This is a genomic window from Rhodococcus sp. IEGM 1330, from assembly GCF_033142445.1.
GTDB lineage: Bacteria > Actinomycetota > Actinomycetes > Mycobacteriales > Mycobacteriaceae > Rhodococcoides.
Genome location: NZ_JAWLSB010000005.1, coordinates 55,134 through 81,160, shown reverse-complemented (window position 1 = coordinate 81,160; position 26,027 = coordinate 55,134). Strand labels below are relative to the sequence as shown.

Annotated in this window: 16 protein-coding genes and 2 pseudogenes; 11 read left to right on the top strand and 7 right to left on the bottom strand. The window is 61.8% G+C overall.

Going from position 1 to position 26,027, the window contains the following annotated elements:
- The first annotated feature begins 40 nt into the window (after positions 1 to 40).
- The 4 genes from R4P57_RS13330 to R4P57_RS13315 all read left to right on the top strand — a co-directional run bounded on the left by R4P57_RS13330 (position 41) and on the right by R4P57_RS13315 (position 9,621).
- Entirely contained in the window at positions 41 to 541 is a 501-nt protein-coding gene (locus tag R4P57_RS13330; protein ID WP_317803308.1) for a (2Fe-2S)-binding protein, read from the top strand.
- Entirely contained in the window at positions 538 to 2,892 is a 2,355-nt protein-coding gene (locus R4P57_RS13325) for a xanthine dehydrogenase family protein molybdopterin-binding subunit (protein ID WP_317803307.1), read from the top strand. The genes R4P57_RS13330 and R4P57_RS13325 overlap by 4 nt, the downstream gene beginning before the upstream one ends.
- Positions 2,893 to 2,939: 47 nt before the next feature.
- Positions 2,940 to 4,007 (top strand): XdhC/CoxI family protein, encoded by a 1,068-nt coding sequence (locus tag R4P57_RS13320; protein WP_317803306.1) that lies wholly within the window; start codon positions 2,940 to 2,942, stop codon positions 4,005 to 4,007.
- 103 nt (positions 4,008 to 4,110) lie between these two features.
- Positions 4,111 to 9,621, top strand: coding sequence for a carboxyl transferase domain-containing protein (locus R4P57_RS13315; RefSeq protein ID WP_317803305.1), 5,511 nt, complete (start codon positions 4,111 to 4,113; stop codon positions 9,619 to 9,621).
- Between the two features lie 229 nt (positions 9,622 to 9,850).
- On the opposite strand, the pseudogene R4P57_RS26820 reads toward R4P57_RS13315, so the two are convergent.
- Positions 9,851 to 9,964 (bottom strand): annotated as a pseudogene (locus R4P57_RS26820) (nucleotidyl transferase AbiEii/AbiGii toxin family protein); the annotation flags it as partial.
- A gap of 166 nt (positions 9,965 to 10,130) precedes the next feature.
- On the opposite strand from R4P57_RS26820, the gene R4P57_RS13305 reads away from it, so the two are divergent.
- Together R4P57_RS13305 and R4P57_RS13300 are read left to right on the top strand one after the other, a co-directional pair.
- On the top strand, positions 10,131 to 12,146 hold the full coding sequence (locus R4P57_RS13305; RefSeq protein ID WP_317803304.1) for a hypothetical protein: 2,016 nt from the start codon (positions 10,131 to 10,133) through the stop codon (positions 12,144 to 12,146).
- A gap of 607 nt (positions 12,147 to 12,753) precedes the next feature.
- Positions 12,754 to 13,317: a hypothetical protein gene (locus R4P57_RS13300; RefSeq protein WP_317803303.1), complete on the top strand. Its 564-nt coding sequence runs from the start codon at positions 12,754 to 12,756 to the stop codon at positions 13,315 to 13,317.
- A gap of 226 nt (positions 13,318 to 13,543) precedes the next feature.
- Here R4P57_RS13300 and R4P57_RS13295 read toward each other — a convergent pair whose 3' ends face one another.
- Complete coding sequence (locus tag R4P57_RS13295; RefSeq protein ID WP_317803302.1) at positions 13,544 to 16,312, bottom strand: hypothetical protein; 2,769 nt, start codon at positions 16,310 to 16,312, stop codon at positions 13,544 to 13,546.
- A gap of 161 nt (positions 16,313 to 16,473) precedes the next feature.
- Positions 16,474 to 17,823 (bottom strand): Fic family protein, encoded by a 1,350-nt coding sequence (locus R4P57_RS13290; RefSeq protein ID WP_317803301.1) that lies wholly within the window; start codon positions 17,821 to 17,823, stop codon positions 16,474 to 16,476.
- A 1,022-nt stretch (positions 17,824 to 18,845) separates the two neighbouring features.
- Here R4P57_RS13290 and R4P57_RS13285 point away from each other — a divergent pair.
- From R4P57_RS13285 to R4P57_RS13275, 3 genes and pseudogenes are all read left to right on the top strand, one after another.
- Positions 18,846 to 19,661, top strand: coding sequence for an SDR family oxidoreductase (locus tag R4P57_RS13285; RefSeq protein WP_317803300.1), 816 nt, complete (start codon positions 18,846 to 18,848; stop codon positions 19,659 to 19,661).
- Positions 19,662 to 19,714: 53 nt separating this feature from the next.
- Positions 19,715 to 19,942, top strand: a pseudogene (locus R4P57_RS13280) (GAF domain-containing protein); the annotation flags it as partial.
- Between the two features lie 228 nt (positions 19,943 to 20,170).
- On the top strand, positions 20,171 to 20,719 hold the full coding sequence (locus tag R4P57_RS13275; RefSeq protein WP_317803664.1) for a hypothetical protein: 549 nt from the start codon (positions 20,171 to 20,173) through the stop codon (positions 20,717 to 20,719).
- Between the two features lie 95 nt (positions 20,720 to 20,814).
- Here the strand turns inward: R4P57_RS13275 and R4P57_RS13270 are convergent, their stop codons facing one another.
- Positions 20,815 to 21,267, bottom strand: a complete 453-nt coding sequence (locus R4P57_RS13270) for a helix-turn-helix transcriptional regulator (RefSeq protein ID WP_094662018.1) — start codon at positions 21,265 to 21,267, stop codon at positions 20,815 to 20,817.
- Between the two features lie 101 nt (positions 21,268 to 21,368).
- Positions 21,369 to 21,608, bottom strand: a complete 240-nt coding sequence (locus tag R4P57_RS13265) for a hypothetical protein (protein WP_317803299.1) — start codon at positions 21,606 to 21,608, stop codon at positions 21,369 to 21,371.
- Between the two features lie 432 nt (positions 21,609 to 22,040).
- Between R4P57_RS13265 and R4P57_RS13260 the strand changes: the two genes are divergently transcribed.
- The gene (locus tag R4P57_RS13260; RefSeq protein WP_317803298.1) at positions 22,041 to 22,409 is read left to right on the top strand and encodes an Lsr2 family protein; all 369 of its coding nucleotides are present in this window, start codon (positions 22,041 to 22,043) and stop codon (positions 22,407 to 22,409) included.
- A 155-nt stretch (positions 22,410 to 22,564) separates the two neighbouring features.
- Here the strand turns inward: R4P57_RS13260 and R4P57_RS13255 are convergent, their stop codons facing one another.
- Together R4P57_RS13255 and R4P57_RS13250 are read right to left on the bottom strand one after the other, a co-directional pair.
- Positions 22,565 to 24,274, bottom strand: a complete 1,710-nt coding sequence (locus tag R4P57_RS13255) for a ParB/RepB/Spo0J family partition protein (protein ID WP_317803297.1) — start codon at positions 24,272 to 24,274, stop codon at positions 22,565 to 22,567.
- A gap of 100 nt (positions 24,275 to 24,374) precedes the next feature.
- Positions 24,375 to 24,662, bottom strand: a complete 288-nt coding sequence (locus tag R4P57_RS13250; RefSeq protein ID WP_317803296.1) for a hypothetical protein — start codon at positions 24,660 to 24,662, stop codon at positions 24,375 to 24,377.
- Positions 24,663 to 25,170: 508 nt separating this feature from the next.
- On the opposite strand from R4P57_RS13250, the gene R4P57_RS13245 reads away from it, so the two are divergent.
- Positions 25,171 to 25,941: a DUF4145 domain-containing protein gene (locus tag R4P57_RS13245; protein ID WP_317803295.1), complete on the top strand. Its 771-nt coding sequence runs from the start codon at positions 25,171 to 25,173 to the stop codon at positions 25,939 to 25,941.
- The last annotated feature ends 86 nt before the right edge of the window (positions 25,942 to 26,027 follow it).

Here is a 26,027-nt window from a genome sequence, read left to right as displayed (position 1 = left end):
CTCGCCACTTGCACGACCTGTACGAAAGGCGATCGACAACATGCTGATAGATCTGAGCGTCAACGACACACCCCACCAAATCGAAGCCGAGGATCGAACACTGCTCATCGACGCGCTCGCAGAGGTCGGTGCTCGCGCTATCCCCGAGGGATGCAGCGAGGGAATGTGCGGAAGCTGCACCGTCCTTGCAGACGGAGAGCCCATCCGCAGTTGCACAGCGCTCGCCGCCGAGATGTCCAAAGTCGACATCACCACTACCGAGGGTCTGAACTCACCGGACGAACAGGTACTGACCGACCTTCAGCAAGCATTCTCACGCGCAGGCGCTCTGCAATGCGGCTACTGCACTCCAGGAATGCTCATGGTCGGTGCCTGGCTCGCTGCGCGCCACCGTGACGAAACAGACCCGATTTCCGACGCGGTAGTCCGCCGCGCCATCAACGGAAACCTCTGCAGGTGCACGGGTTACGAGCCGATCGTGGCAGCACTCTGCGACTACATCGACAACCAACGAACTCTCCACACCGACGAGTCCGCATGACCAGAATCGGCGACGCAGTCCCGCGCCTGGAGAACCACCGCCTCCTACGAGGCGAAGGCCGATTTCACACTGACGTTCAGCTGCGCGATCTGTTGTGGATGCGCATCGTCCGCTCACCCATTCCACACGGGCGCATCACCCGTATCGACTGCTCAGCGGCGCGGTCATTGCCTGGGGTCGCAGCGGTACTCGTATGGAGCGACCTGAACTCCGAACTGGCCATCCCGGCCCGGCAACCGACCCCCGGCATCGACTTCACGCCCTATCTCCAATACCCACTAGCGCGAGAATTCGTCCGGTACGTCGGCGAACCGGTCGTCGCCGTCATCGCAGATAGCCAATATGTCGCCGAAGATGCCGCAGCCGAAATCGTCGTCGAATACGAAGCCATCCCAGTCCTACTCGACGCCCGTAGCGCCGACGGGGAACATGTCCCGTCGCTCAACAACGCCGCGGCGAGAGTAGGCACCATCGAATCCGAATACGGGGACGTCGAAGGCGCATTCGGCGACGCTGCGCACGTCATCTCCACCACCGTCACGTGCGGCCGGCAATCCGGCATCCCCCTGGAATGCCGTGGACTGACCGCATCATGGAACACGCGGTCACGAAAACTGACCATCTGGGGCGCCAGCAAAGTGCCGTACTGGAACCGCCGCATCATCGCTCGGTTCCTCGGCCTGACCGAACACTCGATCCACATGACCGAAAGCGATGTCGGGGGAAGTTTCGGAATCAGAGGCGAGCTCTACCCAGAAGACCTCCTCGTGGCCTGGGCGGCAAAAACACTCAGAGCCAACGTCCGTTGGGTCGAAGATCGCCGCGAGCACCTCATCGCCGCCAACCACGCCCGGGAGCAAGAACACGATGTCGATCTTGCCTTCGACGACTCCGGCCACATCCTCGCCATCCGCGATACCGCATGGCTGGACTCCGGAGCGTGGATCCGAACACACGGAGCGGTCGTAGCTGCTCTGACATCGGGCATGTTCGCCGGCCCATACCGGGTGCCTGCTTTCCGCAGCACCGTTCACGTGGTGCTCACGAACAAGACCCCTGTCGGGACCTACCGCGCGCCCGGCCGATTCCAGAACAACTACGCACGCGAACACGCACTCGACCTGGCCGCGGCCCATCTCCAAATCGACCCGGTCGATCTGAGATCGATGAATTTGCTCGACCATACCGAGCTCCCCATGGAACGCCCCATGCGGATATTCGGCGCACCCATGCTTCTCGATGGCACGGACCATGCTGCGCACCTCGATGCGGCGGTGCAGCGGACCAACTATCGCCAGTGGCAACTCGATGCCGAGACCGCCCGACGTGACGGGCGGCTCGTCGGCGCAGGGATGGCCATGATTCTCGAGAAGGCGGGTCTGGGCCATGACAGTGCCGTGGTCGAAATCGACACCACCGGTGCCATCCGGGTCGCGATGGGCGGCACCTCGGTAGGCCAAGGAATCGAAACTGCCATGGCTCAGATCGCCGCCGATCGACTCGGCGCAGACATCTCCCAAGTATCAGTAGTGCTGTCGGACACCGACATCCTTCACGACGGCGCAGGCACTTTCGCCAGCCGCTCCACCGTAGTCGGTGGTTCGGCAGTCGCCTACGCCTGCGACCAGGTGATCGAGCGGGCAATTGCGGTGGGCGCGACGATCCTGAAACTGGACACCTCCGACCTTGTCGTCGCTGATGGATACGTCGTATCCGTCAGCAACCCCCGACAACGCGTCGACCTGGGATCCGTGTCAATGGCAAGCACTACCCCTGCATTCGTGGCCACCGGCATCGAACCCGGGTTGATCGGCCGCTCGACTTACTCCGCAGCGACGATGACCTACCCCTACGGCGCACACTTCGCCCTGGTAGAGGTCGCCCCCGCAACCGGGGTCGTCGACGTGCTGCGCTACGCATTGACGTTCGAGGCAGGCAGGGTCGTGAGCCCAGAAGCGGTTGTCGGGCAGCTACGCGGCGGTGCCGTCCAAGGAATCGGCGGCGCATTGTTCGAGGAGATGCGATATTCCCCGGAAGGGATACCTCTGGACACCTCGCTCGGGGACTATCAACTGCCCAGAGCCCTCAGCGTGCCGGACATCGAAGTGCACGTATTCGAGGATTCACCAGCTCCAGGTAACCCCCTCGGGGTACGAGGGGTGGGCGAAGGGGGTAACGCCGGAGTCGGTGCCGCACTGGCAAATGCCGTCCGGAATGCACTCGGGGTGACGTCTGTCCCCGCGCTCCCGATGACACCAGAGCGGATACTTCGCTTGCTCTACGCGCATCAGCAGACGCCGAAGAAGCGAGAACAAGCACCCGACCGCGAAGTGGTGCCAGTTCGCCGATAGCTCGCACATCACGCGAAGCCCCCGATAGAGAGAGCAGGGATCAGGCCGTGTTCACACTTCTCGAAGACATTGCCGCATTGATCGAAACAGGCCCGATCGCGATGGCCCGGGTGGTGTCCACCACGGGCGCCGGGCCTCGCGAGGTAGGGGCGACCATGCTGGTCACCGCAGACGGTCGGCCAATCGGATCACTGTCGGCAGGATGCGTGGAAGCTGTTGTCATCGACACCGCGCTGACCGTGATCAAACTGGGAATGTCAGCGACCGAACGCTTTTCCTATGCTGACGCAGACTCCATCGAAATCGGGCTCACGTGCGGCGGCCAAGTCGAGGTCTTCATCGAGCGCCTCGATCATCAGCACCGAGAAATGATCGCGCGAATGATCGACTACCGCAACGCCGGTCAGTCCATCACTCTCCTGACAACAGTGACCGCGGCACCCGAACGGCAATTGGTCACGGACGCCGACATGACGGATCGAGCCCATCGCGCCGACAGCGAGCTCACGCCGTGGTTCGACGCAGGGCACGGGGGCATGTTCGGTGCGACGTCTGCAGCAGCTCCTCGGACCTTCGTTCACACGTACACACCGCCGCCGCGCATGCTGCTGGTGGGGGCAAACGACTACGTGCGTGCAATGAGTGTGACGGGTAGCCAACTCGGCTACCGAGTGACTGTTGTCGACGCACGTTCGCTCTTTGCCACTCCAGCAAGGTTTCCCGAGGCAGACGAGGTGGTCGTGGACTGGCCCCATCGATATATCGAGCGTGAACATGCGGCTGGCAGAATCGATATCCGCACAGCAACATGCGTCATGACACACGACTCGAAATTCGACGTTCCGGCGTTGGCTGCCCTACTCAAGCTCGACGAGATCGGGTTCATCGGCGCGCTCGGTTCGCGTCGCACTCACATGGACCGGACTGCCCGTCTGCGGCAGGTCGGGATCACCGACCGGCAGCTCAAACAGCTTCACTCCCCCGTCGGCCTGGATCTAGGAGCTCACTCACCCGAGGAGACAGCTATTTCCATCGTGGCGCAGGTGCTCGCCGAACGTCACGCCGCGTCCGGTCGCGCACTGTCCGACCTGGACGGGCCTATCCACCGGCGCTGAGCAAGATATCGACCGCCGAGAGTGCAGACGTTGTGAGAGCACAGCTTCCGCGCCCGCCGTGCCTCCGAAATCGTGGATGGACTTAGCAGACAGGAGAGATACGTTGTTCAAGCGGATTGCAGTAGTCAACCGAGGCGAGGCAGCAGTACGGCTGATCCGAGCCGTCCGAGAGCTCAACGCCGAACACGATTACGGCATCCGCACCGTAGCGCTGCACACCGAGGCGGAGAAGCGGGCCATGTTCGTCCGCCAGGCCGACGAGGCCGTCACGCTGCGTAAGCCCGCCACCGGCTCGGCGTACCTCGACTACAGCGTTCTCGAGGCCGCGCTGGTCGAGTCCGGTGCCGACGCGGTGTGGGTCGGGTGGGGCTTCGTCGCCGAGGACCCGACGTTCGCGGACCTCGTCGCCCGACTGAACATCACCTTCATCGGCCCGTCCGCCGACGCGATGCGTCTGCTCGGCGACAAGGTGCAGGCCAAGATCCTCGCCGAAAAGGTCGGCGTCCCGGTCGCACCGTGGTCCGGTGGACCGGTCGAGACCCGCGCGGACGCCCGTCGTCACGCAGCGGCGATCGGCTACCCGCTGATCATCAAGGCCCGCTCGGGCGGCGGTGGCCGCGGTATCCGCAAGGTCTTCCACGAGGACGAACTCGAACTCTCCCTCGAGCGCACCCAGGGCGAGGCCGAGCGCTCGTTCGGCGACCCGGTCGTGTTCCTGGAGCGCCTGGTCACCGATGCCCGCCACGTCGAGGTTCAGGTCATCGCCGACAGCCACGGCAACGTCTGGGCCCCGGGCGTGCGCGACTGCTCGATCCAGCGCCGCAACCAGAAGGTCATCGAAGAGTCCAGCTCACCGCTGCTGACCCAGGAACAGGCCGACCAGCTGCGCACGGCCTCCGCCGAGCTCGTCAAAGCTGCGGGCTACCAGGGCGCAGGCACCGTCGAGTACCTGTACCAGCCCGAGCAGAAGATCTTCACGTTCCTCGAGGTCAACACCCGACTTCAGGTCGAGCACCCCATCACCGAATACACCACCGGCATCGACCTCGTGAAGCTGCAAATCCTCGTCGCCGACGGTCAAGCACTGCCCGGCGAGTGCCCCACCGAATTCGGTCACGCCGTCGAGGCCCGCCTCAACGCCGAGGACGCCGACAACGGCTTCGCGCCCGCACCGGGCACAGTCGAACTGCTCAAGTTCCCGCTCGGCACCGGCATCCGCGTCGACACCGGCATCGCCCAGGGCGACGTCATCCCACCCGACTACGACTCGATGGTCGCCAAGGTCATCGCCTGGGGCCGCGACCGCAGCGAAGCTCTGGCGAGGTTGCGCAACGCGCTGCGTGAGACCACCGTCGTCATCGACGGCGGCACCACCACCAAGTCGTTCCTGCTGAGCCTGCTCGACCGCGAGGAAGTCATCTCCGCCTCCGCCGACACCGGCTGGCTCGACCGCACCGAGGCCGGCTCGCAGGTCGGCCCGACGGCCGTTGCCGACATCGCCATCATCGCCGCGGCCATCGACGCCTACGACGCCGAGGAAGGCCGCGAGCGCACCGCGTTCCTCAACTCCGCTCGCGGCGGTCGCCCGCGCGCCACCCATGCCATCGGCCGCACCGTCGAACTGAACTACCAGGGCCAGGCCTACAAGATCGAAGTAGGCCAGACCGGCACGCACCGCTACAGCATCGACGGAGATGCCATCGGGGAATTGCAGGTCGACGTCGAACGCCTCGGCGCCTACGAGAGCCGACTGATCATCGGTGACCACCGCTACCAGGTCGTCACCGTCGCCGGAGCCGCCCACTTCCTCGTCGAGGTCGACGGCATCAGCCACCAGATCTCCCAGGACGAGGCCGGTCTGGTCCGCGCGCCTGCTCCCGCCGTCGTCGTCGCCGTACCGGTCGCCGTCGGTGACGAGGTCGAAGCAGGTCAGACCCTCGTCGTCCTCGAGTCGATGAAGATGGAAACTGCCGTCCGGTCCCCGTACGCGGGCACCGTGCGTGAGGTACTGGCCTCGGTCAACGGACAGGTCGATGCGGGAGCAGCCCTGCTGCGCGTCGATCAGGCCGGTGAGCAGAAGGTCTCCGAGCAGGCACCGCGCGTGCAGTTCCGCGGTGTCGACGACGCCGCGCAGCGCTCGCCGCAGCGCCGCGCCCTGGACCGCCTCGACGAACTCGCAGCCCTCATCACCGGTTTCGATGTCAGCGGAGCCCGTGCTCGAAACCTGTTGTCCACCTACGAGACTCTGCGTGCCGACGTGCCGCGGAACGACTCGGAGCTGGTGAGTGCCGAACTATCGTTGCTCAACACATTCGCCGATATCTGCGAACTCTCGCGCAACCGGCCGACGATGGACGAAGAGAGCAACGACGAGCGCGTCCACTCCCCTCGCGAGCACTTCCACTCGTTCATGCAGTCGCTCGACGCAGATGTGCAGGGACTGCCGGAATCGTTCCGGGGCAAGCTCACTCGCGCTCTGGCGCACTACGACGCCGCCATCGACGAAGGTCGCACACCCGAGCTCGAAGAAGCCGTCTACCGCGTCTTCCTCGCCCTCCAGCGCATGGAGAACCAGGTTCCGGTCATCGCCGCCCTGCTCGGACACTGGCTCAGCGACAGCGCGGAACAACCCGACGCCACCCCGGCCATGGCCGAGGTACTCGAACGACTCATCGGTGCCACCCAGGCCCGCTACCCCGTCATCGGCGACGTCGCCCGCAACCTACGCTTCCGACTGTTCGACGAACCGCAGATCCGCACCGCACGAGAGAAGATCTACGACGGAGTCCGCGGCAGCTTGCAGTACCTCGCCGAGAACCCCGACGCCGCCGACTACTCCGCCCGCATGAAGCAAATCGTCGATGTGGATGAACCTCTCATCGATCTTCTCGACGACGACGTGGATCTCGATGCACTGCTCGAAGCCGTTACCCGTCAGACCTACGGGATTCACCACTTCCAACACGTCGACACTTTCGATCACGACAATTGGAGGTTCGTCACCGGGGCGTTCGTGCTCAATGCAATCGAGGTACATGTCATTGCAACACGCACCGACCGATCCACGTTGCCTTCTGCTCTGTCATCTATCAAGGCCGTCGCGGAGCTCACACCGGAACATCGGGTCGTCGATGTCTATCTTTCGTGGCCCGATGCACCGCTGAGCGGGGACGAACTCAGCGCGGAAATTCGGCAACTCGTAGGACAAAAAGCGTATGCGGGACTATGGCGTCGGATCACCGTCACAGTGTTCGGTTCCGGATCGCCGCGCCAGATCACCCTGAGACCGGATCGGGATGGGGATCTTGTCGAAGACCTGACCATCCGGGACATGCACCCGCTGACCGGTCAACGACTCGACCTGTGGCGACTGAAGAACTTCGATGGAGTTCGGCTGCCCGCCAGTGCAGGAACGTACCTGTTCCACCTGACGTCGAAGGCCAACCCGTCCGACGAGCGACTCGTCGCACTCGCCGAGATCCGCGGTGTCACAACACAGTTGGACGACGCCGGAAACATCGTCGCCGTTCCCGAGATCGAACGGACCGTCGCGGCCTGCCTCGACGGCATCCGCCGGGCCCAGGCCGGGCGTGGCAAGAAGCGCCTCGACGCCAATCGCGTCGTGCTCTACGTCTGGCCGGTACTGAACGTGCCTGCCGACCGCATCGCCACCATTGCCCGGCACATCGCGCCGCTGACGATCGGGGCAGGCCTCGAGGAGATCACTCTCATCGCTCGCCTGGCCGAAACACCCGGCGCAACACCGCGAGAGGTCGCGTTGCGTCTGTCGTACCGATCCGGTGCAGGCATCGTGGCCAAGGTGACCCCGCCGCCGACCGAGCCGATGCGTCCACTCGACGAGTACACCCAGAAGGTGCAGCGGTCCCAAGCCCGCGGCACCGTGTACCCGTACGAGCTCATTCCGTTGCTGAGCAGCAACGGTGGCACGTTCACCGAGTACGACTTCGACGCCGACGGCGTTCTCGCGCCCGTCGATCGTCCCTACGGCCGCAACACTGCGGGCGTCATCGTCGGCGTGGCGACCACACCGACCGCCAAGTACCCCGAGGGCATCACTCGCGTCGCACTGTTCGGCGACCCGACCAAGGCACTGGGCACGGTCGCCGAGGCCGAGTGCTCGCGGATCGTCGCGGCGATCGATCTCGCCGAGCAACTCGGTGCGCCCGTCGAGTGGTTCGCATTGTCCTCCGGTGCAACGATTTCCATGGAATCGGGTACCGAGAACATGGACTGGGTCTCGCGCGGCCTGCGTCGCATCATCACCTTCACCCAGGCCGGCGGTGAGATCAACATCGTCGTCGCGGGCATCAACGTCGGCGCTCAGCCGTACTGGAACGCCGAAGCCACGATGCTCACCCACACCAAGGGCATCCTGGTGATGACCCCCGACAGTGCGATGGTGCTCACCGGAAAGCAGTCGCTGGACTACTCCGGTGGTGTCTCGGCCGAGGACAACTTCGGTATCGGCGGCTACGACCGCGTCATGGGCCCCAACGGCCAGGCGCAGTACTGGGCACCGAACCTGCGGGCCGCGTGCGACATCCTGTTCGCGCACTACGATCACGCGTATGCCGCTCCGGGAGAACGCTTCCCGCGTCGCGCAGCCACCGCAGACCCGACCGAGCGGGACGTGCGTACCTACCCGCACGTGCACCCGTCGAGCGACTTCACCACCGTCGGCGACATCTTCTCCTCGGTCACCAACCCCGATCGCAAGAAGCCGTTCGACATTCGCACCGTGATGCGCGCCGTGGTGGACCAGGATCACTCGGTGCTCGAGCGTTGGGCCGACATGGCCGACGCCGACACCTCCGTGGTGTTCGACGCTCACCTCGCCGGAATCCCGGTGTCCGTCATCGGTATCGAGTCACGGGCCATCCCCCGTAAGGGCTGGTTCCCCTCCGACGGCCCCGATCAGTGGACCTCGGGCACCCTGTTCCCGAACTCGTCGAAGAAGACGGCACGCGCTATCAACGCCGCCAGCGGAAGCCGGCCGATCGTGGTGCTGGCCAACCTCTCCGGCTTCGACGGATCACCGGAATCGCTGCGCAACATCCAGCTCGAATACGGAGCCGAGATCGGCCGCGCCATCGTCAACTTCGACGGACCGGTCGTGTTCTGTGTCGTCTCGCGCTACCACGGCGGCGCGTTCGTGGTGTTCTCCGGAGCGCTCAACGACAACATGGAAGTCCTCGCCGTCGAGGGATCCTTCGCCTCCGTACTCGGCGGTGCACCGGCAGCAGCAGTGGTGTTCACCCGCGACGTCAACGCCCGCACCGCAGCCGACTCCGAGGTCAAGGAACTCGAAGCACGACTGAACGCAGCCGAAGACGACGCCACCCGCTCGGCCCTGCGCGTCGAGCTCGCGACCGTGCGAGCAAACGCCCGCAACGCCAAACTAGGTGAAGTGGCAGCCGAATTCGAGGCCATCCACAACATCCAGCGCGCACAGAACGTCGGATCGGTGCACCACATCGTCCCCGCCGCCGAACTGCGACCGCAGCTGGTCGCCGCCATTGAACGCGGAATGGCGCAGTCGCTGGTCCGCGTCTGTGCGCGGGACCAAGGACTAGACGTCGTTGCCAATCTGTAGAAATAGACACGCCGCTAGCCAAGCCCACACACAGGCCCGTCAACCGAACCTAGTGATGGCCATTCAAGCTGCGAGCCGGACACCTGTCGGTCGGCATCAGCGACCCGCAAGTCGTCCTAAGCATCTGACCTGTGGGTGTTCTTGCTCCAGCAGCAACGACGAGCTCATTCGTAGTGCAATAGTTGAAATCGGCCATCCGGGCGACTGGTCGACGCCCTCACCACAGACTCGAACCGACAGCGATCAGGTCGATGTCCTCACTGAGACGACCGTCGACCAAATGCGTTCGAGCCAGGGCTGTCCCACCGATGAACACAATCCGATCCGCGAACTGCGCACTCAGGTTGCCACATAGGTACGCAGTAGAACCAAGTTGGACGGCCAAGCCGGATGCAGACTCGCCGACCTGGAGGTAAGGCTCAGATTCTTGCCACATTGCACCGGCACGCGCATACACAACGACCGCGGCGACAAGACTGTTTGTCACATGCAACACCTACGATCATGCTATGGCCAGGCTCGGTGGATTCCCAGAGAACCGCTCCCTCAACATCGATGCACTATTCGAGGTCACCGCCAGCTCTTCCGGGTCCGAGACAGTGCAAACGTCGCTGCCCCCTGGACCCGAACGCGACGCAATCCTCAACGAACTAGTAGGAGCGTTATCCGAACAGGCAACTGACTCGACCGCCATGATCGAGGAACTTCGCGGGTTGATGGTCGGTCGAGACATCACCCAGCTCATTAATGCGGTGGTTGTACCTGCCATGACGGTCAGGTCAACAGGCACGCAGAGCGTCGCCGACGGCAACACGACGTCGACGTGGGCGGCAAAAGTCGAGTACCTAGTCGGAGTCGCACTGTCCATGACTAACACTGGCGACGCGGGCACTCCAACTGACGTCATGCACCGCGTGACGCAACTGATCAGTGACATCTTCGAAGCCGAGCAGCTGCGCTTGATTGCACAAACCATCGAAAAGGCCGACTCCGACACGGAGCGCGAGCTTCTCCTGCAGCAAATGCAGTTGGAGTACCAGACAGACCGGATGCCCGGCTACGCAGTTCATCTCGAACGCGTGGACTCAGAGGTATTTGGGAGACACCGAGATTATTACATGAACGCACTCGGCTTCGATCCGGCGGATGTGATCCGGTGTACGCGATTGCACACCCGATCGATAGGCGAGATGTACTTGGCGGGGATTAACGCAATGGCCGAAGCCCTGAACGCCGGCGGGATCAATCGTGACGGGGAGCAGGTGATGCGTCACGCGTTCGACGCAATCACGCTGTGGAAACCCGCCGACGTCGCCGCGAGTACAGGAATCGACGCAGAGCAAATCACCGCGATGTTGGATTTCTTCTCCACCGAATACGGCTGCCAACCGGCTTTCCGGGCACCCAGTGACCTGAACCGGGTACGCACGCACCCCTGCATCAGACTAGGCAATCTCACCTACCTCGTTCCGGACCCGTGGGCGTTATCAGCCGGTATTCATCGCCGCCTCGCCGCGGAAACAACACGCAAAAACTATGACCCAAAGAAATACTTCAAGCACCGTCAGGACGCGCACGAACGCCTTGTTACCTCCGCGCTTCGGACGGTTTTCGGTCAGGCGAACGTGTACTCGACGCAGCATTACAACCTAGCCGCTGGTACGCACGGTGAAATCGATTCCCTCGTCTGCACCGAGTGGCCGCTGGTCGTCGAGGCGAAGGCGATCGCACTGACGGAACCGGGGCGACGGGGCGCCCCGAGCCGGGTCGACACGAAAATCAAGACCATCCTGAGCAAGGCGCTCGACCAAACCGATCGCGCTCTCAGCTACATCCTCGATCAACGCGGCCGCACGTTCGCACCCACGGAGAACGGGCGGGCGGTCGAGTTGCTCCCTGACGTCGCCGGCGGCACCGCGATCATTGTGACCTTCGAGCGGATCGACCCGTTTGCTTCTGGCGGCCTAACAGTCGCAGGCAGGGTCAATCGGCCGACATGGGTGGTGTCCCTCACGGACCTGCTGATGACAACGGACATCCTTACGGACCCGTCGGCATTTCATCACTATGCACGCAGACGTGCCGAGATGCACTCGGCGCGGGCCCGTACTTTGGCTGAAGCCGACACCCTCGGTGCCTACCTTCTGTCTCGCCTCAGCATTCTGGACTCAGCGGACGAAAACACCAGCATTCTGATCGGGCACTCATGCGAGGCGTTGAACGAGTTCTACACCCGTCAGGAAGCTGGGTGGGCGGCAGAGAAACCCGAAACGGGTGTGTCGGGTGACGTCACCGCTGCCTTAACGATGGCATGTCGGCAGCCTGGGTGGGTCACGGCCGTCGACGCCGTGATGACTTCCGACCCCTCCGTTTGGAAGAAGTGGAAGAACTTCCGCCGTAAACACCGGCGCGGCGGGGTCTTTCCGCTCAATGGTCATGTGTGCCTCGTTACCTCAACGGCCGGGGAGTCATCGTTTGAGCGAAGCGACGACTCGCTGCTCATCAACATCCCAAGACCGTCCTGACCAAGCCGTGTTCCATCGATACACGCGCGGCAAGCTAAGGACCTCACCCATACCGCTTGGTCCTCGCCCTTGCTGCAGGTGGAGTACCCGTCACAGTGACCTGCCGTGTTTCCGACCTTCTCTCGAAATCTCTCCGCACTCCCACCTCGGTAGTTGACCCGCCTGTCGCCAATCGAGACCAGGGAGGGATCCGCCCAACGAGACTGGGCTAGTAGAATACCGAATCCTATTAGTTATCTAAATACACTAAAGAATACTCTTGCTACCCCCTTGAAAACTGTTCGGCAACGCAATTTTCCCGTTCGGCTTCGAGGATGCTCACCGAGTCCTACCATTTTCTGATTGAGCTAGGGAATCGGGCCATATTTCCACCCTGGAGGGTCTCCAAATGAGGAAAACGAATTCTCAGGTGTTCTTCCCTGGGTCCGGCCTACACCGTCCGCCCTCACCACGCCCTCGACGGAAGCCCGCTGACCGTCCACTGGTCGAAGCCCAAAAGGCTGAACCGTCGCTGCCCTTTAGGCCGTCGAGTCGTCCGAAGCCACTCGGTATCTGGAAAGGGTTCTGGTCGACTGTGCTCCCGCCGTACACGGGGACAGTGGGGGCGATGAGCGCAGCACTGCTCGCATGGACCGCGTTCTCCCTCTCGGTTGGGTTGGTATTCTGCGCGTTGTACTCCTCAGCGGGATCAGCATTCTCGGTAATGAGCATTATTTACTGCGCAGCTCAACTCACAGGAGGCCTCGTAGGTTTCATCTTCGGGATACCGCGTGTCGAGCAGTCGGATGCGCAGAACTTACAGCGCTCGGACAGCATTCGCGCCCGGATCCTCGCAAACACAAATCTGGAAAAGGTTAGCGACTGGCTGACTACGATCATCATCGGTATTGGCCTGACCCAATTTCGCTCGATTGCAGAAGGTTTCAGCAGCCTGACGAAGCAGATTTCAGCGGACTTGAATCCGAACATGACCCCGGCTGGTTCGGCCGGTTCTGCGGCCAGTACGCAGGGCCAATACTCAAATCCGGGAGGGTTCACTCAATCGGGTTCATCCGCTTTCGTCGGCGCGCTCATAATCGCCGGGTTAACTGCAGGTTTCATTACCGGTTGGCTGTTCTGCAGGCTCCTGCTGATCGAAGCATTGCGTCATGCCGAAAACCGAGATGTGTGAGCCTGTCGATGCGAAAGGCCCGTCAACGGGCAAAGGACTCGAGATCCTTGAGGACATCGGTCCGCGACAGCCGACTACCGACGAGGACTATCGTCAATCGAGGTGTACGCCAGTGAAAGAGTTGAACCACCGACCTGAGGAGTAAGCGAAATCTGAGCGCAAGGCTCGCAATCCCACATCCTGACCCACCACGCCAGACCCGATTTTTGCATGTGCGCATCGCGCGTTATTGGTCTGATTGGGCTGCTTGAATTTCTCGCTCGACCGCCGTGAAACGACCCACCGTTCGCATCAGGTATTCCTCGGCCCGCTCCTGATCATCCGGGCTCTCGACATGCCGCAACGCGCCGGCAATTTTCCCGAGGCCGTCTCGATAACTCAGCGCGACATGATTCGCAACCAACTCGAAGGCCAAGAAGACCTCAAGCTTTTCGAATGCTCGGTCCAGTCGGCCAGTCTTGATTAGTGCGGTCACTTCCAGAGCGTCCAAGGTCACCATGTCATTCACCAGTCCGATGGCCGAACGTAGACTGTCCAGCGAATCCAAGACTGCCTGGTAGTTTCCTGCAGCCATGAATCCATTGTTCCGACGCATCAACCACTCGGGCCGCGACTCCTTCTTCGGGTCCCGATCGGCGATCTCACCAAATCCGGACGCTAGCCGATCCAACCCCGTGTACGACCGATATTGGTGCTCGCGAGTCACGGACTGAAGAGCTAGATGGACGTTCGAGTACACCATCTCCTTCGTGCTGTCGGTACCCCGCTGCTCCAGATGCAGCATCATCGGCAAAGTCTTTTCTGCAACTTGGTGCAGGTTGTGCGGCTCTACGGAAGCAGATGACAGATCGCTGAGCATGTCCGCCGCGTGTTTCATAGCGAAGACTTGCGCCCATTCCTCGCCCGGGAACTCGCCGAGGTAGAGGACGACCAGCTTCTGTAGTAGCTCGCTGGACTTTCTCATCCGGGCGGTGTTGGCGTAGCAGGCTGCTACCTCCCCCATGACTCCGGCCTTTGCCGTGAGGTAGACCTTCCGCTGTTGCGCTGCCACGTAGCTCAGAGGTTCAAGCTCTTCGATGTACGAGAGGACTGCCTCAGCGTGTACTCGCAGCTGCTCGAGCGCCAGAAACGAACTCGACGTTCTCATCACGCCAAGCCAGGGAATAAGGTGGCCGAGCAACGCGGTCGTTGCATTCATAAGCGCACCCTCGGGCGCGTCGGCTATGTACTTGGTGCGGACGATCTCGTGAATCAAAGGGTGTATCTGAATGCAATCCGAACTCAGATCGTTTCCTCCTGACGAGGCGTCGCCGACGGTCCGGTGTGCAATCGTTTGGGTCCGGAGGAGTGTGACGATCGCGCGGGACACCGCTGGGTCAGCACGTGCGGGTTGAGGCAGATCCGCCATGTCGATTCGAACGGGATCCGAGGTGGCCGGTATCAGCAGGTTCAACGGAATCATTTCCGGCGCAACGAACGAGGCCGTCATGACCAATATTCGAGCATTCCGTACGTAACGGGAGCCGGTCCCAGCGCCGATGCGCTCCACTGCCGTCGACACGGCGGCGAACGCGGTACGGTCGAAGCCCGGCGGAATCGCAATAGTGTCGTCGAGGGCCTCCAACGTGCGGAAATAGCTCGGTACGAGCTCTGCGAGATCGCTCTGAGCGTTCCGGAAGTACAACCCAGCCATACTCACGGCCAGAGGTATCTTGCCAAGCCGCTCAACGATCGTATTGATGGCGCCTGCCACTGCGGGTATCTCCCGGGGCGGGATATCGGCGTAGGCGGCGAAGCATTCAATGGCTTGAACGCTCGTGAATGAGGTCACCTCGTAGATGCGTGCAGTTGGCCACCATCCGGTGCTGTTCGTCGTTGTGACCAAGATTGATCCGTGCCCAATTGTGGGGATGAATGACTCGATGTGGCCCCGTCCGAGCGCGCCGTCGAACACGAGCAACCACGGGCCGCGATGCGACGCAAGTGCGGCCGCCATCAAGCCCGCGGGATTTGCCGAGGGGTCTACTCTACGTCCTGTGAGTCTTTCGGCCCAGTCACGGATCTGCGCTCGTAACAACCCTTCGTCGCGGGCGTCGAGCCATAGAACAGTCTCGTACCGGTTGTGATTGAGGTGGCAATAGTCGCTGGCGATTGTTGATTTGCCGACGCCAGTGTGCCCGGTAAGGACCGCCAGTGGAGGCGTTCGATCGGCGACCTCCAAGGCTGCTCCCACTTTGTCGAGTAGGTCGAGGCGAGGCACCGACGAGCGAACGTTCGGTACTTGAGACTCCGCGTTGCCCCAATCGAAGGCTCCTGCGGCGTGCGCGATGCGTGCGTCGGGGATTGTGAGCGTGTCGAGAATTTCTCTTCCGGAGATCTGCCGATCGCGGTTCCCGGCTGCGGCGTCGAAAATTAGGTGTCTGAGGACCGTACCGACCATTCGACTCGACACAACGCCCTGGCTCAGGTCCTTGTCCTGCCGTACTTTCCTGATCAATTTCTCGAAGTACGCCTCAAGCTCCCGGTTGTGCGACACCGTGATCTGCCTGCCACGGGGGCCACTGCTGGCTGCACCACCAGGCCAGAAAAAGAGGAGTCCGAGTTCGTTCTTTGTCGGTGCAGAGCATGCCGAAGTCATTGTGGGACCGAGGTGACGATTGGTCAGCAGCACGGATTCCCCGTCATGCCTGATCGCGTTGAGACGATCGAACACTCGCTGCGCCTCGGCGGGAGCCAAAGTCCGAGCGCTCGGATCTTTGGACGCTTTGACCTGCACACGGAACCGCTCGACGCCCCCAACATGAAGTGCGAAGTCCACGATGTCATCGTCCGGGCCGTCTGGGTCGGTGCCTCCGGTCGGCGGCTCCACTTCCAGGACGGCTGTGGTGACGTCGATACAAGCGTCACTGTTGAGCCAGTTCAGGACGAACGTCGCGGTCGCGAGGTATTGGTAGCTGAATCCAAATGCTGCGGCCGTGCCGCCCGAGTTCGTCACAACGAGGCCAGATTCGGTGCGGACTTGCTCCCGCCGACGCCAGATGAAACTTCATGCACCAGTGCGAGTCTGAGCCAAGACGCAAGGGATGCGAGCAAGTTTGGGGTTCCACCTCCTCGACTTCCATCATGGCCTCGAAGATGCACACCCCTATCTACCATTTAAACCGACTCGGCTTCAAGTATCTTCAGCAATTCCTCTTCTGGAACCCAGGCAAATTGCCGACTAATCTTGGTTCGATGCAGCAATCCCCGCTGCTCCAGGTCATACAAGTCATTCCTTGCTGTTTGCTTAGACACCGAATGGTAGTTCATGTGCGACTCCGCCGTATAATAATTCGACGGATCTCTGGTTGCCGATTGAAGCAGGGCTGCTTGCCTGTGATTGAACCCGCCAGGGCCGCGAGCCAGCAATGTGCGAGCTCGCTGCAATTCTAACGTTTTTCGATTCAAGTACTCGTCAAGCTCCCCCAGCGCACGTTGTATCACTTGCAAGTGGTAGATCAGAAAGTACGTTAAGTCCCCCTCATCCTGCTCGGTGTAGAGGAAGGACCTGGCGTATTTCGATGGCGCCTGCTTGAGAATCCTTGAAATCGCTAGATGTTCGGTCAACCAGTAACCCTGCTTGAGCATGCTCCAATAGAACAACGCCCTGGCGGTCCGGCCGTTTCCGTCCTCGAAGTAGTGGTCATATCCCATCATGAAGTGGATTACTAGAGCCCTCACAACCGGCGGGATGTAAGGATCCGTCTTGGAATCGCCATTGGCAAAATCGCATAGTGCCTGAATTCTAGCTGGCAATTCCTCCACCGGCGGTGGTCGATGTAATACGTTCTCTTCTTCATCGAATATCTTGACCCGATCATTCGGATCAGGATTGTTTTGGATTCTTCCAGCGCTTTCGGGGTTGTCCAGAGTCTTGTCAGTCACTATGCGGTGAATTTCGCATATCCGCTCTGGGGTGAACGGCTCATGCTGAATCTCCCGCACGCGCTGCATTGCCCAATAGTTGTTAAGAATCATCTGCTGGCTCCGGTTTTTTGGAGGCTCCCCGTAAGCGAGCATCCGTTTTGCTTCTTTTCGGGAGGTCGAGGCACCCTCCAACTGACTGGAACTGATCGCTTCCTCAACCAGCGACTGAATGACATACCTGTCACGGGTTGTCTTATTCATCACCTCGTCGGGTAGTGCGATCTGACCGCTGGCACGTTGGGAGACCTCGTCGAGTGCCCGCAGCAGTTCGTCGGGCAGTGCATAGCTCAAGGACAAGTCATCGATTCGCTTGAGGGGCACTGGACGAAGCATCGACCTGCGCCTCATTTTGAGGGCAAACCACCATTCTTCGTGGGTCATGCCGTCCGGCGGGGTCTTGTAGCGGAGCTTGTCCCAATCCAGGTAGTCGCGGTCATCGAGATCCTCCCCCGACATCATGACTGTCATGAACCGGTCCATGTCTCCGCGCAGCGTTGAGAACAGGTCAGCGAACGCTGGTGGAGGTGCAGGTGTCTTCATGGCCTCTCATTCAAGTTCCAACGAAAGCCAAAACGCACTGGACTTTGACGTTTCGACATGGCGTGGCGTCGATAGTACAACGAAAGTCAAATTTCCTTCGAGTTTGACTCTGACATAAATGTACACTCAAGTTCAAAGTTTGTTGAACTTTGACGTTAGTCCCGCGAACCGCAGAGGACATAGCCTGTGCAGGCTCAGTCAGCGAAACCGGCAACACCCAGCGAACCTCAAAAATTATTAGACTTTGACTTTCGCGGGAGGGTTCCAGCTCGCGCTCAGTGCTGGACGCGCACATCGTGCCTGGCCACACGCAGGACTGATGTAGGCGGCGAACGACTGAGGACCGAAGCTTGACACGTTGGAGCCTGTCGCCACACGATGGAGCACCCCAAGTCCGTAAGCTGCGCGAGCTCGGCGCTCAGGTACACCTAGACCTCGACGGACCGCACCACTTGCATCGGAAGGCGAGCGAAGTGGGGCGATAGCCCGCTCTGACGGCATCGAAGATTGTTCGTAGCCACGTACACCACCGTTCAGTGTCTGATACCTAGGCTCCACACCTACAAAACCACTTCCATGCGGATGCGTACGTCTTGTGGGTTCCTTCGGAGCGGAAGGATTCCCCTGCGCTCGCGATCCACTGTGCGACGGCGGGCGGGATCTTCGGTTCGACCGCCACCAAACGGGCAGCGCAGATCATCGACACGGCTGCAGCATCAAAATGTGCTGAGCTGGCGGTTCGGCAACGATAGTGCCGAGTGTCCAATTTACCGCGGCAACACCGGATTTGCTTTCAGACGTTGCTCGACACCGACCGTCGTGCAGAGTGCGTTGCCAACACTTACGGTCCCGAGTCGCATTCACGCATATGGTTCACCGCACGTTTGAGCGCCTCCGGACAAATCGCATCCGGCGACTGGATACAATCTGGAGTACAGACCATCTGGTTGCTAGCGCGGCCGCCCGCAGTTCGTTACGGTGCCTAGTTACCGAGGGTAGCGAGATGCGGGAGGCGCGGTCACATGTCAGGGGAATGGAAAGCAGCGGTTACAGGCGCAGGTTCGGGAGTGGGCCGCGAAATCGCCTTGCAGCTCGCAAACCAGAACTGGTCACTTGCTCTCGCGGACAACAACTACGACGCACTGATGGACACACAGTCCCGATGTGTTGCGACGACCGAGATCGCACGAGCGACCCATGTCGACGTTGCCAACCGCGCCGAGATCAACTCGTGGGCCGCATCTTCTCGTAATGAACTCGGTGACCTTGATGCGGTCTTCAACGTCGCAGGCGTTCTCTACAGCGGCGATGTCGTGGACACTCCCCCAAAGGACTTCGATCTCGTAATGGCAACCAACTTCGAGAGTGTGGTGAATAGCTCTCGCGCATTTCTGCCAGACATCCTGAAGTCGCGCAGAGGTCGAATTGTAAACGTCTCATCTGCATTCGGGGTTGTGTCCGCACCGGGCTACTCGGCATACAACTCTTCCAAATTTGCCGTTCGAGGCTTCACCGAGGCGTTGAACCAGGAGTTGCGGCTGTCATCACGAACCGCGCGCGCGACGTGTGTCATCCCCGGCGGGCTGAAGACGTCGATCGCCAGGACAGCACGGTCGGCACCAAGCGTCGACCAGGGCCGCACTGCCGAGCTCTTCGACAGCCGTATAGCCCGAACCGCACCCGAAGATGCTGCTCGAAAGATCATCGCGGGAGCGTGGAAGGGCAAGTCGCAAGTCACAATCGGGCAGGACGCCCGCCTCGTACACATGACCGCACGAATGCTCGGCCCTCATTACACTCAGATCCTTCCTGCAATGCAGGTGCTGCGAAGGCACTGACCCGCCGCCGCCACAGACAATCCACTAACGAGACCTGCGGGGGTCGGTCAACGATGTCGAACAATTGGATCCTTATAGAGACTTTCGGTGAAGCAGAACCGTCGATTATCGGGCTTGGGTCATCGCCGAAAAATTTCGTCCCACTCCAGAAACTCTTTCGTAGCGCGTCGAGCCGCGACGATGCTCTGGCTGCGACAGCCCAGGTGCTCTCTGGCGAGTCCGCCCTCGACGGACAGTCTCGCGATGGCCACCGACGCGTACTTGCAGAACCGCTTCGGACTTTCGCCGGCCGCATCCACGGCGTGTGGCTGTGGCTCGGACGCCACGACGAGACTCCACCTCTGCGGGACGCCGCCGGGGCGTGGCAATTCAACCTCACCAGGAGTACTGCAAGTGGTAGCGACGACCTACTGGACCTCTATAGCGTGCCGCAAGCCGAGCGCGAAACTCAGCGCGCCCTCGCAGGTGCCTTCACTCGACTCGTAACGAATCGCGACGAGAGTGAGGCAATGGCCAAGATCGTGCACTCTGCACCAGGAACGATTCACCAGGCAGTCTGGACCGTACGCAGAGACGACGGGGAACTTCGTGCAGCACACTTCTCTTGCCGAATGATTCGCGAGAACAGTACTGCAGGTGCGGAAGTCATCCTTCGCGGGATAACTCATGACATCGGCGCCGCCGGCGAGATCAGTACTGCTCCCCCACCCACAATCCTCGAGCACCGCGTTCTGGAAGCGTCTACGAGAGAAGGCGAATTTCGCGCACTCGTGAACCTTAGAACGCTGAACTTGTTGCGTTGGTACAACTCTGAACCTGCGCCGAACATCTGCTGGGAGCACCTTCCCAATCAACCGGTACCGGCAATTCATCCCGACGACCTACCAACTGCGAAGCAGATGTCCAACGCACTGGCACGCGAACGAACTAGCGGAGTTCTCCGATTCAAAGCGCTCGACGGCGGGTGGAAACCGATGCACTTGGACGGCGTTCTAGTGTCACTCGATCAGCACACCACAGCCGCGCTCGTGACACTGACCGAGCTTGAGGGAGAATGAAACTGTTCGCAGATTCGCACGGACCTACAAGGACCGGAGTGGACTGACTGCGACCGATCGGGCTGAACCGAGGGTACGTTTATAAGTTGCGTTTTTTACAATGCCTGCGCGCGTGTCGAGCGGGCATCCCGGGTCCTCCGCCACGCAGCGGCCACAGTTTGAGTAGTCACACCGTACACGCGGGCAAGCAACTCGACACGTTCCTCTGTCTCGGGCTTTCTTCCACGTTCAATGTCAGCGAGAACGGTAGTCGACACCCCGATTTGCTGAGCAGCGTCACCTTGCGACAACGCTGCATGAACTCTGAGGTCGGACAACTTGAGCTGCGCCTCAGGAATCGGAACCAAGGCCGCGACAGATATGCGCAGGGCTTTCGCAATTCGACCAAGCGTCGCGGGCGGTGGCGTCGAGCGCCCCGTCTCCCAGGTCGATACCGCCTGCCTCGTTGCACCCACTTTCGCCGCAAGGTCGTCAGCACTGAACCCCGCACGTACCCGTAGCTCACGTAACCGGTCAGCGCGAAACCCACGAACTCCGCTTCGCGGCACTGTCCCAACTCCCTGTCGACCTTTCCAGACAGTCCTATCTTCCTCGATCCATCACGACCTGGAACTCTTGCGCGTTTTATAGTTGCGCGTTACTGTTGCTACTATGCGCTCATTCGATTTGAGTTCCACCAAGCCGACCACCCGCAAGTGGTGTCGTGCGCGATCCGTCCGAGCACTCCCTCGGCCTCCTCGATGAGGATGGGCAGCCCTACTGCCCTGGCGAGCGCGAGCGCTTCGGTGGCCCACCGGGCCGCGCGCGGATCCCCAGCGGGGGCATTCGCGGCTGCGCCGATGAGGCCGGTGATGATCTGGTGATCGTTGAGCAGTTCGCAGTTGTTCATGTCAGGGACACCTTCCAAAGGTTCGGATGAGACGTCCCCGATCGACATGACGAGGGTGGCCTGTCAACCCCGAAGAGCGGAGCATGCGGAGCGTGGGTTGACTGGTCGGGGTCCCCGGCATGTCAGACTCGGGCGACTCGTACGACCAAAATGGTGACCCCTATGGGGCGGCCCCGAAGGGGACGTGCGGACGCGTTCGCGCGACCGAATACTGTTGCACTGCACCGCCTGTGGTTGCTTCAATAGCTCACCTGTGGCCCGGCGGCATTACTTTCTCACAGCCTGTATGTCCGTTTCCGGGAAATCGGATTCGGCCCGATTGCGGCTCGAATTACCGTGTCGATGAAGAATGCGGATATCGACGCTGGTTATCCTCGAGAAGACGAATGCGGTTGCGCATTGCGAATGTGTCGATGAAAGGTTTTTGCGGCTGTGGCCAAACGAGTGACAACCCAATTGGTGGACGATATCGACGGGTCGGTCATCGACGACGAGTCCGGCGAGACGATCGAGTTCGCGATCAACGGCGTCGAGTACGTGATCGACCTGAAAGCGAAGAACGCGAACGAGTTTCACAAGAAGCTCGACTACTACGTCGGGCATGCGACGCGGGTCGGTGGCCGCAAGCGTAAACCCTCCCCCGCTGCCGCGTCGACCGCGACAGCGGGCGGCGGATCGGTCAAGCGTGATCCGGAGCAGACGCGCGCGATCCGGCAGTGGGCGTTCGACCAGGGCCATAAGATCAGCGAACGTGGCCGGATCCCGGTCGACATCGAAGAGGCGTACAACGCCGCACACTGATTTGCCGTGAGCCGCCTGCGTCGAGGTGAGCGGGCGCCGGTGGTGGTGCGCCGAGCGGGGGAGCTTGAGGGGCCGCCGCAGGCCCCCTCGACCCGGGCCGGGGACGAGGCCACCGGTGGCGGGCACCGTAGAGGTACCCGCCACCGATGCCGGTCCTAGTCGGTGACGCTCTCCTCCCTGAGCGCGTCGTACGCCTGTTCCGGTGTCATCGCCCCGGCTGCGACCTGCTCGACCGGAGTCAGCTCGTAGCCCTGCTCGGCCAACAGTCCCAGGTAGTTGTCCTGGTTGGAGCCTCCCACTCGCTTCCACCAGTCCTTACCGGTCCCGCTCATCCGCGCTTCGTAGGCGGCGAGGATCTGCGCGAGCGCGATCACCTGCGCACGTGAGTCGCTCGCCTTGTCGATCACCGGTGCCAGCGCATCACGTGCGGCCCGCTCTTTCCAGTCGCCGTAGAGGGTGGTCGTCGGCTCGGCCACGGTCACTCCGAGCAGCTCCGCGAGGTACTGCGACGCCTTGTTCTGGGTGAGCAGTCCCGGCTCGTCGACCAGGGTGTCCGTGATCCACTTCGCGGCACCCTTCGGCAGGGTCTTGCGAGTGAGGAACTTCGACACGAACTCCTTGCGGACCACAGTCGCTGCGGGCGATGCGACGTTGAGCGCCTTGGTCCGTCGACGGGCTGCCCGCTCTGCTTCCTTCGCTGCTGCCTCGGCGGCGAGACGCTTCTGCTCGGCCGCCCGAGCGACTGCCTCGGCGTCGGCGGGGTCGACATCGGCGGCGGGTTCGGCCAGCGCGGCTGCGAGGATCGGCCCCGGCTTCACACCGGCGCCGTCGGGGTCGGCGGTGAAGTACTCCGGCACCCACACCTCGGCGGCAGTGATGTCCTTGTGGTGGTGCAACCCCTCGTCGGGTGTCGCTTCCGGGTCGCCCTCGGTGTCCCAGTCGATGCTGTCCTCCTCGATCACTGCGCCTGTCGCGGTGAGGGTGAACTGGTCTTCCTTCGACAGCCACACCGCCCAGTGCCCCGCTGCGGCCTCGATCACGGCGTCGGTCACTGCATCACCGTCGACGGTGACCAGATCGTCTGCACGCAGGTACGGGCCGCCGTAGGCCGGTTCTTCCTCGAGGACGGTCAGCCCTCGCTCGACATACGGTGCGCCTGCTGCGGCGCGGGCCTTGCGGACGGCACGGTCCTCGAGGAGCCGCTGCGCGGTCCACCGGAAGTCGTACCGCGCAACTCCCAGTAGCTTCTCGACGGCGGCGGTGTCGCCCTCTGCATCGAACACGGCCACGATCGCGGCCTGATCGAGGGTGAGCTGCCCCGCGTCGAGGGCACAGATCGCAGTCTGCGAGCGGCCTGCTGCCCCTGCCGCTTTGACGGTCTCACGCTTGACCTGGACGGCCTTGGCGATCCTGGGCACCGACAGACCGAGTTCGAGCATGTCGGTCACTGCCTTTGCCCGCTGACCTTCGGTAAGGCCGATTCTGCGGTCGTTGGCGACGACCTGCTGGGTGAGGCGTTCGATTTCGCGGTCCTTGGCCTTGCTGGCGGCGGTCCTGATCAGCACAGGCACGCTCTCGGCCCCGGCTTCGATCGCGGCGAGGGTCCGCTGCTGGCCGTCGATGACGGTCACGGTCTCGCCGTCGCGGACTGCGGAGATCGTTTGCAGCACTCCGTGTTCGATGATGGAGGCAACCAGGTTTCGGAATGATGGTGACTCGGTGACGACCTCGTTGCGGACGTTCGGTCCGACCTCGAGGGCGGTGGGGTGCAGGCGGGCGAACTCCTCGCCCGCCCCCACGACCGGCGTGGTGCCGGTCGTGGGGGCTTGTGTTGCGGCGGTGGTGGTTTCGATGCTCGCGGTCATGGTGGTGTCTCTCCCTGGTAGATTCTTCGGTTGGAGACACCGGGCAGTTAGGAGCTGTCCGGTGTTTTCTTGTTTTCCGGGGCCGGTCTGGCCTCGGGGGTTACTGCTGAGCGGTGGCTACCTGGTGGTGGCCTGCGAGCCGTGCAGCGTGGATTTCGGCCTCGCTGGCTCCGTTCTCGCGTGCGGTGCACGCCCAGAACGCGGCCCGCTCGAGGTGCGCATCGACGGTGGTCGAGTTCGCGTCCGCAGCAGCTCGGTTGACCTGCTCGGTGTAGGCGGTAACCTGCGCGAGTGCGTGGGTCTTGGCCTGCTCCGGGACCTGGCCGATCGCGGTCATGATCGCGGTGCGCAGTCCCACCGTCCTCGGTCCTGTGATGGTGTCGTGCATGTCGCTACTTCCTTCCTCAACTGGTGGCCTGGCCCTTTGCCCTGCCATGTTTTTTCGCCGTTTCTGGCGTGAGGAGAGAAGTCAGCGCACGGGGACGACGGGGCAACCCCTCGTCTCGGACAGTTTTCGTGGGAGCGCAGCGACTGCTCTACGAAAAGTGTTCGGAGCCTTGGCCGTAGCGCAGCGGAGCGAGGGGTTGAGGCGGCGGTCACGGGTGATGGATGCTCGCCGGTAGCCAGAACCGCTGTGAAAAAACGTCTTTGCTCTTCCACGGTGCGGAGCGCAGCGGAGCTCCATTCAGGGGACGCCCGCAGGGTGGCCGGCACCGCCGGCAGGCGGAATGCGAGACCGCGCGTCGACGCCGGCGACGTAGCCACCTCCCACCTGCGGAAATCGGCAGGGTGATTGTGCGGGAGCGACGGATCTCGACCCCCCGCAGTGTCACGGCAGTCGGTCTGTTCTGCTTATGCTCAGGCCAGTTTTCGCACGTCGACGAAGGGTGCATTCGATGGTAAAACGACATGCTCGGGAACTGTCGACTGCCTTCTATGAAGGGTTTTGGCCGTCCATCGAATGCCCTGTGTGTCAGAGCGGTGTGTTGGCTGTTCCGAAAAAATCGGACAAACCCACAGAGGACAATGTCCCTGTCGAGTACCAATGGGACCCGAACTCGTATGAAGACCCGATGGATATCGAGGGCGTCTTCGCGGTGCACCTGCGGTGCACAAAAGGTAGTTGCGCGGCAGTCATCGCGGTTTCAGGCGACATGTTCGTCGACCCGAATCAGAATTACGACACTCAGGACTATTCGAGCCAGTACGCGACGTTCTTTCGGGTTCGGAACTTCTACCCGCCAGTTCTGGTCGCGGAGTTCACCGATGACGTGCCGGACGAGGTGGTGAAGCAGTTACGCCGAGTCGGGGCGTTGGTCTGGATGGATGCACCAGCAGCGATGACGACTGTGCGAAGCGCAGTGGAAGCATTGATGACCGCACAGGGGATATCAGCAACGACCCAGAAGGGTGGTTTCCGAAATCTCGATGACCGCCTCGACGAGTTCGCACTTACACATCCGAAAATGAGCAAGCTGTTGAGGGCTGCGAAGTGGGTCGGCAATCAGGGGACGCATACAAATGCTGCGTCGGATGCCACACCGAAGGATGTGCTCGACATGGTCGAGTACGTCGAGATCGCGCTCACAGCACTGTATGCCCCCGACCATGCTGACGCTCTTGCTCGGGCAGAACGAATCCACCAGGCGAAAGGCCTTGTGCCGTAGACATATCACGGCGGTAGTCGGTGGCCGACCGGCCACCGAGGTTGCCGGACAGGACTTCTGTCAGCGCAATCGCACGGGCAGCTTGT